Source organism: Halomonas sp. G15, from assembly GCF_021282295.1.
Classification (GTDB): domain Bacteria; phylum Pseudomonadota; class Gammaproteobacteria; order Pseudomonadales; family Halomonadaceae; genus Halomonas; species Halomonas alimentaria.
The window spans coordinates 1-13,299 of the sequence record NZ_JAJSPA010000008.1 but is presented as its reverse complement, the minus strand read 5'-3'; the positions used below and the strand labels follow the sequence as shown (position 1 = coordinate 13,299).

General features: G+C 58.5%; 14 protein-coding genes, 1 pseudogene and 1 riboswitch. Of the genes and pseudogenes, 6 read left to right on the top strand and 9 right to left on the bottom strand.

Annotation, left to right across the window (positions count from 1 at the left end):
• Nucleotides 1–37: 37 nt before the first annotated feature.
• The 9 genes and pseudogenes from thiD to LWH48_RS05695 form a co-directional block, all read right to left on the bottom strand.
• Complete coding sequence (gene thiD, locus LWH48_RS05735) at nt 38–835, bottom strand: bifunctional hydroxymethylpyrimidine kinase/phosphomethylpyrimidine kinase (protein WP_232911804.1); 798 nt, start codon at nt 833–835, stop codon at nt 38–40.
• On the bottom strand, nt 832–1,311 hold the full coding sequence (locus LWH48_RS05730) for an NUDIX hydrolase (protein WP_232911803.1): 480 nt from the start codon (nt 1,309–1,311) through the stop codon (nt 832–834). The genes thiD and LWH48_RS05730 overlap by 4 nt, the downstream gene beginning before the upstream one ends.
• A 46-nt stretch (nt 1,312–1,357) precedes the next feature.
• A riboswitch (TPP riboswitch) is annotated at nt 1,358–1,475 on the bottom strand.
• Nucleotides 1,476–1,600: 125 nt separating this feature from the next.
• Nucleotides 1,601–1,984, bottom strand: a complete 384-nt coding sequence (locus LWH48_RS05725; protein ID WP_232911802.1) for a hypothetical protein — start codon at nt 1,982–1,984, stop codon at nt 1,601–1,603.
• Between the two features lie 356 nt (nt 1,985–2,340).
• Nucleotides 2,341–2,958, bottom strand: a complete 618-nt coding sequence (locus LWH48_RS05720) for a LysE family translocator (RefSeq protein ID WP_232911801.1) — start codon at nt 2,956–2,958, stop codon at nt 2,341–2,343.
• A gap of 139 nt (nt 2,959–3,097) precedes the next feature.
• The gene (gene rhtB / locus LWH48_RS05715; protein ID WP_269816119.1) at nt 3,098–3,718 is read right to left on the bottom strand and encodes a homoserine/homoserine lactone efflux protein; all 621 of its coding nucleotides are present in this window, start codon (nt 3,716–3,718) and stop codon (nt 3,098–3,100) included.
• 132 nt (nt 3,719–3,850) lie between these two features.
• Complete coding sequence (locus LWH48_RS18435) at nt 3,851–4,240, bottom strand: hypothetical protein (protein WP_232911800.1); 390 nt, start codon at nt 4,238–4,240, stop codon at nt 3,851–3,853.
• Nucleotides 4,241–5,008, bottom strand: a pseudogene (locus LWH48_RS18430) (TniQ family protein); the annotation flags it as partial.
• Between the two features lie 26 nt (nt 5,009–5,034).
• Entirely contained in the window at nt 5,035–6,027 is a 993-nt protein-coding gene (locus tag LWH48_RS05700; protein WP_269816118.1) for an IS30 family transposase, read from the bottom strand.
• A gap of 308 nt (nt 6,028–6,335) precedes the next feature.
• On the bottom strand, nt 6,336–7,373 hold the full coding sequence (locus LWH48_RS05695) for an IS110 family transposase (RefSeq protein ID WP_232911797.1): 1,038 nt from the start codon (nt 7,371–7,373) through the stop codon (nt 6,336–6,338).
• Between the two features lie 448 nt (nt 7,374–7,821).
• Here LWH48_RS05695 and phnC point away from each other — a divergent pair, with 448 nt between their 5' ends.
• The 6 genes from phnC to LWH48_RS05670 all read left to right on the top strand — a co-directional run.
• A complete protein-coding gene (gene phnC, locus LWH48_RS05690; RefSeq protein ID WP_232911796.1) occupies nt 7,822–8,646 on the top strand; it encodes a phosphonate ABC transporter ATP-binding protein in 825 nt (274 codons plus the stop codon).
• A gap of 49 nt (nt 8,647–8,695) precedes the next feature.
• The gene (phnD, locus tag LWH48_RS05685) at nt 8,696–9,721 is read left to right on the top strand and encodes a phosphonate ABC transporter substrate-binding protein (protein ID WP_232911795.1); all 1,026 of its coding nucleotides are present in this window, start codon (nt 8,696–8,698) and stop codon (nt 9,719–9,721) included.
• Between the two features lie 59 nt (nt 9,722–9,780).
• Complete coding sequence (gene phnE / locus LWH48_RS05680; RefSeq protein WP_232911794.1) at nt 9,781–10,575, top strand: phosphonate ABC transporter, permease protein PhnE; 795 nt, start codon at nt 9,781–9,783, stop codon at nt 10,573–10,575.
• Nucleotides 10,576–11,029: 454 nt separating this feature from the next.
• Nucleotides 11,030–11,833 carry an inositol monophosphatase family protein gene (locus LWH48_RS05675; protein WP_232911793.1) on the top strand — a complete coding sequence of 268 codons (804 nt, stop codon included), beginning with the start codon at nt 11,030–11,032 and terminating at the stop codon, nt 11,831–11,833.
• 236 nt (nt 11,834–12,069) lie between these two features.
• Nucleotides 12,070–12,456 carry a transposase gene (locus LWH48_RS18230; protein ID WP_269816117.1) on the top strand — a complete coding sequence of 129 codons (387 nt, stop codon included), beginning with the start codon at nt 12,070–12,072 and terminating at the stop codon, nt 12,454–12,456.
• Nucleotides 12,389–13,299, top strand: a 911-nt coding sequence (locus tag LWH48_RS05670; RefSeq protein WP_269816116.1) for a transposase, incomplete at its 3' end; no start/stop codon positions are given. The genes LWH48_RS18230 and LWH48_RS05670, both read left to right, overlap by 68 nt.

Below are 13,299 nucleotides of genomic sequence, written 5' to 3'. Positions count from 1 at the left end.
TGAGGCTTACCGGGGTGTCCGCTCCAATTAGACCAGTTCAATTCCAGATGGCATGGAAGTGATGGACAGGACCATGGCCATCACCGACCTCCAACGAGTCGGCGGCAGCCAAAGCGGCCGTCAAGTAGTCTTTGGTCTCGCGCACGGCAGTCGGAACGTCCATGAGCGGCAGCAATGCGATAATGGCGGCTGATAGCGTGCAGCCAGTGCCATGCGTATTACGCGTCACTATGCGAGGAGCTTCCAGTACACACGTCCTGCCTTTGCCATGCAGCAGGTCGATGCTATTTTGTCCATCCAAGTGGCCGCCCTTGAGTAACACCCAGTCTGCTCCCAATGCCTGAAGTGGTTCAAGCGCCAATCGCATTTCTTGCGTGGACTTGGGCTCGGACTGTTGCAGCAAATCACCGGCTTCCGGCAAATTGGGGGTGATCAGTGTGCAAAGCGGTATCAGCGTGTCACGAAGGACAGTCACCGCGTCGGGCGCCAACAGACGATCCCCGCTCTTTGCAACCATCACGGGATCGAGGACGATCGGGCATTGCGCACGCCCGCTCAAACGATCTGCGATGGCCACGGCTATCCCCGCGTTGGCCACCATGCCGATCTTGACTGCATCTACCCGAACATCATCGAACACCGCGTCGATCTGGTCGGCGATGAAATTGGGCTCCAGTGCTACGAAACTACGCACGCCTTGGGTGTTCTGCGCCACCGCGGCCGTGATGGCGCTCATGCCATAGGCACCTAATGCGGAAAATGTCTTCAGGTCTGCCTGGATGCCGGCGCCCCCTGTGGGATCGGTGCCAGCAATGCTCAGCACGTTAGCGATCATGAGTCGACTCCCGTGCGAAGCGATAGCGCGAGCCGGAAGGCGCGGCGAGCCACTGCGGCGATGTCGAAGCTCTGCGCCAATTCGGTCGAATCGAGATCCGCATCGGCGAACCAGCGCGCGTCCAGCGCGTCATCGCCGCCACGCGGCTCGCCGACGTGCCAGTCGAACAGCGTGGCAATGAGGATATAGTGCTGGTGCAGCACGTCGCCTTCGTCTGCCCGCTGGTCGAACACATTGACTGCATCGAACACCTGTACAGGTTTGCCCTGAACGCCGGTTTCTTCGAGCAGTTCGCGTTGCGCTGCGTCGGCGGCAGACTCTCCGAAACGGATCTTCCCGCCCGGAAACGCCCATCGCCCCGCGTCCGGCGGATTCGAGCGACGTATCAACAGAATGCGGTTCTCGCGGACCACGGCCGCAAGTGTCGCCACCACTGGCCGAGCCACGGCATGAGGATCGTTGGTCGAGGAAGACACGACGGCGGTTCCTTCATCAAAGGAGAGCCATCCAGCAGCAAGCGGCGAGCAGAAGAATATCCGTCCCTTCGCCGGTATGACCCGGATCAGGATCAAAGGGTAGCTGCGTTGTAAAACGCCTGGCAGTATCTCAGCCCGCTAGCCGGGGCCCCTTCGGTTCATTTGGTCGTTCCAGAGGAACGAGTCTTGTTAGTTTAGTGCATGCCAGCCAGCGCGCCCACTGCTAGGTGCCGAGGATCCGAGATAAGCGCTGTATTGGCGGTGGAGTCTGTCAAAGTTTGCTGCTTAATTAGTCACTTTTCTTACGGCATGCAAAAGGTCCATCGGGCTCATAATGTGACAGGAATTCCGGCGGCATGCCCTCCTTGGCAAACTCCGCGCGCAGAAGCTCCAGGGATCCGGGGTCTCGCTTCCCATAGGCCGCCAGCGCGAACAGTGACCGGGCTGTCTCGGGATTGTACCGCGCTTCTGTGAAGGCTTCGTTGATCGCCCTGACCACCTCCTTCCAGTTGTGAATAGGCTTCTGCTGTCGCTCCTTCACCGGCAGGCCGCTGTTGAAGCCGGCCTGCGATTCCGGCCAGAACAGCATCGCCTGCTCTCCGCGCGGGATTACGAGCTGCGATTCGACCATGGTGATGGCGGTGGCTGCCGCCTCCAGCATTTGCAGCTGCACCGCCGGTCCAGCGTAGGGACGCCATCGGTCTTGTCCAGCGCGTGGCGGCTGGCCACAGTGCTCCCAAACATAGCGAATGCTGCCGGTGAAGTGACCCCCTCCCGCAGTACGAGAGTGGGGTGTTCAGCTCATCCAGCACGGTGCGCAGCAACCGGAATCAGAGGCCGGCATGAACAAGGGCATAGAGATGCGTCGTCCCAGCCTCACCTTCGCCGAGGCAGAACGAAACGATAAGGCTTCAAAGATCCGCACTGCTGGGCAGGCAGTGATCGTCGGTAGTGGCGTTATACACACTTGATTAACATAGCTTTATTGAGGCCAAGAACTGCTCATGCTTTGGTTCATAATCAACCACATTAGCGAGTTGCTTGTGCTAGGGTATTTCCCCCTAACACCATGAGCACTCCCCCGCTGATGCGCTGGATAAGCCGAGAAGAATTGCCTTTTCTCTGAAGCCAACGCCTCAATGGACTAGCCAACATCACTACAACAACGTCAGCAATAGAAAACAGAAGATTAGTCGCAATACCCAACCATAGCAACTGCCAGGCAACAGGCACAGCACTTTCTGGCTGAACAAATTGAGGTAAAAATGCAACGAAGAAGAGTGCCGTTTTAGGATTGAGAACTTCTACCAAAACACTATCCCTCAGCACCCGCTTTGTGTTGACTCCCGGAACGCTTTCCCCTTGCAAAGGAACGCCTTTTCGCCATAGCCGCAACCCCACCCATAGCAAATAAACACCACCAGCGACTTTCATTGTTATATATGCGGCCGGTATTGCAGCGAATAGCAGAGCCAAGCCCAGCGCTGCCATGACCACATGTACGTAACATCCCAAATGAACGCCTGCGGCCGCTAACCAACCAGCTTTTTTACCCCGCCCGATTGTTTGAGCAGCGGTATACAGCATTGCCGGACCAGGCAGAAATGCAAAACCCATCGTGGCAATAAAAAAAGCAGCCCACTGCATGACATCCCCACTTATTAGAAAAAATGATTCAAGGTAATTTCGGCATAAATACTACCACGATTCCATTCTTCGCACACCTTGCGACTCTCCATGATATTGATTGTATAGCGACTTTCAGAATCTGCAATTTTTAACGAAATCAAGAGCGTTTGAAACTGGCTAGGGCCACGGCGGCTGTCACAAACAGACCTCCGAATACCCGGTTCATCTGCCGCTGACGCCAGGGGGTAGTCAGGAACCGAAACAGCTGACTGGCCAGCAGGGCATAGCCAATCATGACCAGAATGTCCACCAGAATGAGGGTTGCGCCCATGGTGGCAAGTTGTGGGCCATGAGGTATCCCTGCCACAAGAAACTGGGGAAACAGAGCGACCAGAAAAATAGTCGCTTTCGGGTTAGTCAGGTTCACCAGAGCTCCGTTCCAGAACTGCTGTTTCTTACTGATGCCTGTCGGGGTCTCTCCCGTTGCTTCAACTGGTGACTCTCGCCATTTCTGAATGCCCAACCAAACCAGATAGGCCACTCCCATCCACTTGATCACTGACAGTGCGATATTTGAAGAGGCCACAATAGCCCCCAGCCCAGCACCGACCAGCACGATTTGCACACCGTAACCAAACTGTTGCCCAAGAATAGTTGGCATAGATTTACGTACACCGTGGCGCAACCCGCTACTCATGGAGTTTACCGCGCCGGCGCCGGGAGACATACTGATAAGGACTGCCGCTACCAGAAAGGTTATCCATATTGAAAATGTCATAGATTACACCTCTGAAAAACAGTTCGATCGACACCTTGCAGGTAAAAGCAGGATATTATTGTACTATTTTTCAGTTGGATTGCCAGTCTGATATTATAGTCATTGACCGACTTCGCCAGGTGACGACGGCCGTCAAAATTTGCTGCTTAATGAATCACTTATCTTACGGCATGCAAAGGGTACATCGGGCTCATAATGTGACAGAAATTCTTGCGGCATGCCTTCCTGGGCAAACTCGGCACGCAGACGCTCGAGGGAGTCGGGGTCTCGCTTCCCATAGGCCGCCAGCGCGAACAGTGGCCGGGCTGTCTCGGGATTGTACCGCGCTTCGGTGAAGGCTTCGTTGACCACCCTGACCATCCTCTTCCAGTCGTGAATGGGCTCCTGCTGCCGTTCCTTCACGGGCAGGCCGCTGGTGGCGCCAGTCTGCAGCGCTGGCAAGAATAACGCCGCCTGCTCCCCGCGCGGGATCACAGTCTGCGGTACGAGCAGGTCAAAGGCGGTGGCTGCCGCCTCCAGCATCTACAGCTGCACGGCCAGGTCAAGAGTCTCGAAGGGATGCCATCGGATTTTTCCGGCGCGCAGTGGATGGCCACAGCGTTCCCAGACATAGCGGATGCTGCCAGCATCACTCCCGCAGTATGAGAGTGGGGTGTTCAGCTCATCCAGCACGCTGCGCAGCAACCGGAACCAGAGGCCAGCATGAAGGCGCCGGCGCGGCAGCTCCACGTAGCCCATCGTCAGCGCCTGCCAGCTGCGCTGGTCCATCGCCGTAATCGCTTGGCTGGCTTCGCGAGGTGCAGGGTCGGCGTTCTCCCAGCCAAGATAATGCCCCGGAACGCCCCAATAGGAATCCAGCCAACAACCATGCTGCGGACAGCTCAGCATCAGGGGCATCTTCCAGGCGAGCAAGATGGCTTGTTCCGCCGAACCGTCCAGGCAGAGTGGGCAGGCCCGGCGGATCAGTTGGCTGGGGAGCCAGGCTCGCCAGCGGTTGATCGCTCTTGTCTTGCGGGTGCGCCTCGGCAGCAGTACCGAGAACTGGAACGCATAGGTGTCCAGCGCTGCCGGAACCTGGTCGTCCAGGCTGTCCAGCAGCCACGGCACCCAACCGACCACGCTCAGGCAACGCAGCCGGTCCAGCTCGATGCCGCTGCGCTGGGACAGCAGCGACAGCAGCGACAGCGGCGGTGCGATGTCCAGGTCATCGACCTGGCCGTGCCCGAGGTCATTCTCCAGAAGGTCGCGCGCGTCCATCTGGTAGCACGCCGCGACACGGAGGAGCCATGATGATAGGGCCTCTTAATGGCCTGAATTCAAGCAATAAGTGCAGCACCTGCGGTATTCAGGGCTCCTGAGTATTCCCCCAGAAACACCAGTGCCGGTGTCCGATAGCCGAGCCGTTTCCGAGGGCGGTCATTCAGCTTCCTGACCACCCTGCGCAACTCCGTATCGGTGACCTGGCGGAAGTCTGTTCCCTTGGGAAAGTACTGCCGTATCAGGCCATTCGTGTTCTCGTTGGTCCCACGCTGCCCGGAGCAGTACGGATCACAGAAGTACGTTGCCGCCGTCACCGCCTTGGACACGGCTTCGTGGTCGGCGAATTCCGAGCCATTGTCCAGCGTGATGGTCCGGACAGCGCCCCGGCGAGGCTTCAACAGACGGATCATGGCCGCTCTCGTCAGCTCCGCGGAGATCTTGGGCAGTCGTGCCGCCAGCAGATAGCCACTACGACGCTCGACCAGCGTGACCAGGCCCGACTGCTTGTGCCCCTGGATTACGGTGTCGCCCTCCCAGTGGCCGATGAAGCGCCGGTCATCAGCCTCAGCCGGGCGGTGCTCGATGCCTACCCGGTTAGGGATCTTGCCCAGCCCAGCGCTCTTGGCCTGAGCGCGGTGCTTGCTGAGGCGTTTGGGCTGGCGGAGATGCCGCCAGAGATCGCCACCCTGTGCCTTGTCATCCCAGATCAAGGAGTAGATCCACTGATGACTGACGCCTACGCCTGCCAGGGGCGCGATGAAGCCACTGATTTGCTGTGGGCTCCACTCCTCACGCAGCCGGCCGACAACTGCAGCAATCAGGCTTGGCAGGCGCTTGGTTCGTTTCCAGGCGGTACGACGCCGGCGATCACTGAGGGTCTGGGCCTGCTCGGGATCGTAGCCACCGGAGATGGCGTTGCGCCGCAGTTCACGGCTGATCGTGCTGCTGTGGAGACCCAGCTCCCTGCCGATCTGCCGCTGGCTCATGCCCACGTCATAGCGGGCGTGTATCTGGTATCGTTGGATCTGGGTCAGCTGTCGGTATCCCATGCTCTGCTTCACTTTGGTCGTATATGGAGTCCTCCCCGTTTGCAAGCATCTGGCACGGTGGCTGAAAGGTACGACTGCACACGTATATCCGGTCTTTCTAGTGATGCCAGGGGCATCGGACCCTAATGGGCTATCCGCACGTCAGGTCCCAGTTGGTGAGGCGAGCTACAAGCTCTTCGACCAAAACGGGGTTTCCTGGCGTCGGTTCGACCTGTTTGCCATCTTCCAGCATGCTCAGCAATCGTGGTGGCGGGTGGTGACCTCAGTGAAGTGAAACGGTGTCAACGGCTCGGTACAGCAGTTCGGGACTACGCGGCCTGAGCCGCCATGTCAGGATCGTAGGACGTATCATGGTGCGTGATGGCCCAGGCCATTCGAGCCGTCTTGTTGGCCAACGCCACAATTGCCACGTTGACGTGCTTTCGCTCCGTCAGATGTCGGAGCCAGTTGCTCAGGTTGTCATCCTTTGTTCCCGTGTAGCGCACCACCGCTCGGGCACCATGGACCAGTAACGTGCGCAGATAACTATCACCGCGCTTGCTGATTCCCAACAAGCGCTCGCGCCCGCCGGTGCTGTGTTGGCGCGGCGTCAGGCCCAGCGAGGCGGCAAAATCTCGCCCGCATTTGAAGGCCTTGGCATCTCCCAGGGCCCCGGCTAGAGCACTGGCAGTGATCGTGCCAACGCCCCTCAGGGTCATCAGGCGCTTGGCTACTGGGTCGGTAAGGGCATGCTGTTCGATGCGCTCGGTCATCGCGGCGATGCGCTCGTTGAGGTAACGCAGGTCGTCTGCGAGGCCTGCCAGCAGGATCCGGAAATCGTCCGTCAGCCCGTTCTCCGCATCCTCCAGCCAGCACGGCAAGGTGGCACGTAACTGCCCCATACCGGTAGGGGCTACCAGGCCGTACTCACTGACCAGGCCGCGAATCTGGTTGGCCTTGGCGGTGCGTTGCTGGACCAGTTCACTGCGGATGCGATGCGCCGCCTGCACGTCCTGCTGAGCGACTGTCTTGATGGTGACGAAGCGCATGTGAGGACGCGCCATGGCCTCACAGATTGCCTCGGCATCCGCCCGGTCATTCTTGTTGCTCTTGACGTAGGGTTTCACGAACTGGGCAGCGATCAGCTTGACGCGATAGCCACGTGCTTGAAGCGCGCGTGCCCAGTGATGGGATGAAGAGCAGGCTTCCATGCCTATCTCGGCACCTGCGGGAACGCGTTTGACGATGGCATCCAGCCACTTGTCGCGCTTGTACTTGCCACACCATGCGACCTGGTCGTGACGGTCCACGCCATGGACATGGAAGACGGATTTGGCAATATCGACACCAACACGTGAAATGCTCATGGGATGCTCTCCTCTGCCAGGGGCCTCACCCTCTCAGTTTGGCGCACTGGCGCCGGGAGGGTGGGGAGGACTCCATCCCATTGGTAAAGCAGGGAGGGTACCGGCGCTGGCCCTCCTGCCTCTACCGTGTGGCCCAAAGTGCTGCGGTTATTCTATGAATCCAGGCATTTAAGGTTCTTGAGGCGGTGCCCCTATATAGAGATAACTCCATTATCTCACCCCATACTAGAAACGATAAAGTTCCGTTGAATTCCTACAAGGGCGGCTGAATTCTTAATGTCATCACCAGTTCATTGCATTGTCCATGCATGGTCATAATGGGAAGCTAAATTATTGGCCGAGCGCGGTTCGCTATTAGCTGTCCCCGGAGGCTATGGGATGCCAATTCCATAACGCCAAGAAATACGTCGAGCCAGCCGAAAACACACCGAATCAAGAGACGAAGCGCATGACTGCCAGCATCCATGTAGAGGGGCTTGACAAATCCTTTGGACCTCGTGCAGCGCTGTGTGGCATTGATTTCACCATCGAAGCTGGTGAGATGGTCACGCTGATTGGCCCCTCCGGCTCCGGCAAATCGACACTATTGCGTCATCTTATCGGTCTGAGCCGTGCCGATCACCAATCGTGCAGTCAGGTCGAGGTGCTAGGCCGGACCGTACAGCGCTACGGCCGCTTGTTGGCCGCAGGCCGCAATCAGCGCCGTCGCAGCGGCTACATCTTCCAGCAGTTCAATCTCGTCGGTCGCCTCAGCGTGCTGTCCAATGTCTTGATCGGTTGCCTTGGTGCCATGCCGCGCTGGCGCTCGCTTACCGGCCGCTTCAACCAGAAAGAACGCGATCTGGCCCTGCGGGCGTTGGAGCGTGTTGGCATCGTTGGTCTGGCGCATCAGCGCGCCAATACCCTGTCCGGCGGTCAGATGCAGCGCGTCGCCATCGCTCGCACCCTGGTTCAGGACGCCGAAGTGATCTTCGCTGACGAGCCGATCGCCTCCCTCGACCCACGCAGCGCTCGCGAGGTGATGGAGATTCTACAGCGCATCAATCACGAGGATGGGCGAACCATTGTCGTCACCCTGCATCAGGTCGATGTGGCACGCCGCTATTGCCGCCGAGCGATCGCTCTCAAGCAAGGGCGGCTCTATTACGACGGCCCGATAGAGGGGCTGACCGATGCCCGTCTGCAAGCGCTCTATGAAAACGCCGGACTCGACGAACTCAACTCACACAACAGCCGACTGGAGCCTGCCGCACCGCTGCACGCGTTAGGCTGAGCGCCGTACGACCCTGACTCACCCCAACCCATCTCTTGAGGAGAACCGCATGAACCTTATCTGTTTTCGTCGTGCCACGCTGTCGCTGATCGCCAGTCTCGGTCTATTAAGCAGCGGTCTCGTCCAGGCCGCCGACGAGCCGCTGCGTTTCGGCATCACTTCTACCGAGTCGAGCCAGAACCAAGCCGGTCAGTGGCAGCCGTTCTTGGACGACATGTCCGACGCACTGGGGGTCGAAGTCGAGCCCTTCTTCGCCACCGACTATGCCGCAGTGATTCAGGCGATGCGTTTCGACAAGATCGATCTCGCCTGGTACGGCAATAAGTCTGCTATGGAAGCGGTCGATCGCGCAGGGGGGGAAATCTTCGCCCAAACAGTAGCCACCAGCGGTGCGCAGGGATACTGGGGTTTGATGATCGTCAACAAGAGTAGTCCCTACAACTCGGTCAATGACATACTCGAACACGCGAGCGAGCTGACCTTCGGCAACGGCGACCCAAACTCCACGTCGGGTTACTTGGTGCCAGGATACTACGTCTTCGCCAAGAACAACGTCGACCCCAAAACGGCCTTCAAGCGCACGCTAAACTCCAACCACGAGACCAACGCCTTGACCGTGGCCAACGGCCAGGTTGATGTCGCCACCTTCAGCACCGATAGCATGAAGCGCCTGGAAATAAACCATCCCGATAAAGCCGCCCAGCTCAAGGTAATCTGGAAATCCCCAATAATCCCGTCCGACCCGCTGGTCTGGCGCAGTGATTTGGATCAGGAGACTAAGGACGCGCTGCGCCAGTTTATTTTGAGCTACGGTGATACACCGGAGCAGAAGGCGGCTCTGGAGCCGATGAGCTGGTCTGGCTTTGCCGCATCCGACAACGACCAGCTGCTGCCGATCCGGCAGCTAGAATTGTTCAGGCAGCGTTCTCTGATCGCAGACGACGATTCGCTCGATGCCGATGACAAGCAATCACGTCTGGCTGAGCTAGACGCCCAGCTCGAATTGCTGAATCAGCGTATGGAAGCCCGCGAAGCAGAGCAGACCGACAACTCCACTGCCATGGTGACTCAGTAACCGTTACATCGATCGGGGGCAAACTGCGCCCCCATCGCTTACTTGCTCGGAGTCCACACATGATCCCGACCACCACGCTCGACACCCAGGTCCGGGCCAGCAAACGCAGCTGGCGACAATTGCTAGGCTGGATCGCTGCCTTCGCAGTGCTCTCTTGGGCCTGGCAGGGAGCCGAAATGGCGCCAGGACAGTTGATCGCCAATGCCGGCAATATGACGACTCTAACCGGTGACTTCTTTCCCCCGAGATTCGGCAACCTTGGGCACTACATCGACCAGATGCTGGTGACGATCCAGATCGCCATCTGGGGCACCCTGCTGGCGGTGCTATTCGCCATCCCGTTCGGCCTTCTCTCCTCTGATAACCTGGCGCCGTGGTGGATCAACCAGCCGGTGCGCCGACTGATGGACGCCTGCCGTGCGATCAACGAATTGGTCTTCGCCATGCTTTTCGTAGTCGCCGTCGGCCTCGGGCCCTTTGCCGGCACCATGGCGTTGTTCATCCATACCACAGGGGTATTGGCCAAACTGTTCTCGGAGGCGGTCGAAGCTGCCGACGCTGGTCCGATGGAAGGTGTTCGCGTCACCGGTGCGGGGCGTATCGAGGAGATCATATTCGGCCTGATTCCCCAGGTCCTGCCACTGTGGATCTCAGTCAGTCTCTATCGATTCGAGTCCAATATCCGTTCGGCCACAGTGCTCGGCATGGTGGGGGGTGGCGGGATCGGTGTGGCGCTATGGGAGACCATGCGCGGTTTCCAGTACACCGAGACCGCTACGATCATGCTGGTGATTATCGTCTCTGTGACGCTGCTGGACATGGCCTCGCAACAGATGCGCAAGCGCTTCATCTGATGCCTTTTCGTCCAACCTTAATGGCAGCTCAGAACAAGTACAGGCGAATACTGCGCACGCCACGCAATCGTGAGTTGGCAAACACCCATGGCTCATGAGATGCGAGTAGATTATGGCCCCGACGACCTGTTGCCAATCAAATGGCACGTGCAAACGGTTCACAGTCAATCTCCACACCATGCCTAGGTCGTTCGACGAGTTGGTGGCAGGATGATCATGCGGCATCAGGGTCATGGGGCCCAGGTGATTGATCGACGTCGCGATTACGCCGTCAGCACGGCATGATTCTCTTAGCCTTCGCCACCATAAGTTTCATGGCCAAAATTCTCGGATAGGATATCGAGAGCCTGGGCTGGAATAAAGTGGAAGAAGTGTGAACTACCGACGTCGTCTGGTGGAAAAAAGTGGAGCTACTTCAGACCATTAATCATCAGAACTATCAAGGAGAGGCGTAATGCTTGAGGATATTGGAAAAATATTGGGAACGGTCAAACATGCAGCTTATGAAGCCGGAGCATTGTTACGCGAGGGACATCAGGCAGATGGACGAGTTGCCTTTGAGCACAAAGGGGCATCCGACTTCGTCACTTCCTACGACAAGGCCGCCGAGGCAGCCATCATCCGACACATTAGTAGAGATTTTCCCGAATTCGCTTTTTTAGGCGAAGAAAGTGGAGCTACGCAAGGATCGGGCAGTGACTACACCGTGGTTATTGACCCTCTCGATGGCACTAATAACTTTTTGCACGGTGTGCCTCACTTTTCAGTATCGATCGCCGTCACCAAGGGAGATGAACTACTGCTTGGTGTTGTCTATCACCCGGTACTTGATGAAATGCTCTGGGCTGGACACAGCATTGGGGCCTTTCTCAATGAAACGCGACTCACGATGTCGAGCCCCCGTCCTCTTTCCGAAATGCTGGTAAGCACCTGCCTACCCTATCATGCTAAGGGAGACTACACGACTGCCCTCAACCAACTGACCGCCCTAATGCCCCAGGTGGCTGGTATTCGCAGCCCGGGCTCTGCAGCACTTGAAATTGCCTATACCAGCCTCGGCCGCTTTGATGCATTCTGGTCCCAGGGCGCTAGACTCGACTTCTGGGACATCGCCGCAGGAATTGTCATTGCGCGAGAGGCAGGCTGCACGGTAACAGATCTCAACGGTGATCCAACTCCCGACCAATGGAGCAGCCTGCTTGCAGCGCACCCTGCGCGGCATGGGCAACTGCTCGAGTGCTTGAACCCTTGCGGATAAACGAACCACTCTTCATTGCGTAAAGTGCGTCTAGAAGCCATTTTTCGTCAAAAAGCCCTCTCCACTTTCATTAATCTCAAAATTCAGAGTCCTTCCTCTATAAGCGGGGCTCTACACAACTTTCAGATAACCCCGGCTTATTCATGAGGCCGACCTGAAAACGAAGATAGCAGATGGTATTCTCTTGAAAATTCAGTGTGTTCCGCCAAGAACCTGAACCAAGAGAGCCATCCGCTATGGGTGAAACCCTATCCACCTGGACGCCCTCATGCAACGGCGCTGTCCGTGTCGAGCTGAGCGGCCAGCGCACCACCAGCGACAGCGGCGCTCTGCTGCTGCGTGAAGCCCTCGACAACAGCGGCGTGATCGAGGCACTGGAAGACAATCTGGTCGACTTCCGCAACCCGCTACGCATCCGCCACCCTCTGGCCAGCCAGCTGCGTACCCTGGTGCTACAACGGGCGATGGGCTGGATCGATCTCAGCGATACCGACACGCTGCGCCGTGATCCGCTCTGGCAGCTGGCCTGCAGCGATGCACGGGGGATGACGCCCTTTGGCCCAGGTCCGGCAGTCTCAAGCCACGCTGTCGCGGCTGCTGACCTGCCTCGGGCGCAACGATAACATCGATGCTGTGAACGAAGGCCTGCTGCGGCTGGTGGTCTGGCGCCTGACCGCGCTGAAGAACGGTGAGCGTCCCAAGCAGCTGACGCTGGACATCGACGGCCTGCCGATCGAGGTGCATGGCCACCAGAGCGGGTCGGCTTATCATGGTCTTTACTGGGCCCGCATCTACTCGCCGCTGGCCGCCTCGCTGGCCGAAATCTGCGATATGGTCGGCGGCCTGCTGCGCGAGGGCAACGCTGGCCCGGCCGAGAATGCCGATACCTGGATCCCGCATCTGGTGCTGCGACTCAACGAGAGCAGCGGGGCCCAGGTTCGCGTGCGCATCGACGCCGGTTTCACCGACAACGCGACGCTGGAGGCTCTGGAAGGTCGCGGGATCGAGTATCTGGGCCGGCTGCGCAGTCACACTGGCCTGCAGAAGTTGGCGGCGCCACTTCTGAAGCGGCCACGGGGCCGGCCACCCGAACAGCCTCGCGAGTGGTGCCACGATCTGGCGTACCAAGCGAGCTCCTGGCCGGCACCGCGTCACGCGTGGTGCTGGTCTTGCAGGAACGCCCCGATGACCTGCTGCTGCATGCCTTCTTCCTGGTCACCAACCTCGGCAAGTTCGACTGGTCGCCGGAGAAGGTCCTGGCGCTTTACCGCAAAACGCGGCAGCGCCGAGGCCCATATGGGCGAGGTGAAGTCGGCGCTCGACGTGCACCCCTCGTCGACGGTAGTTGTCAAGGAATCTGTCGCCTCTGAGATCATTCACGCCACCTGCTTTTCTGGTTCGGCGACGGTGACATGGAGCTCCCGCTCCGGGTTGAGTGACACGGTACCGATCGGCGTCCAGTTGCG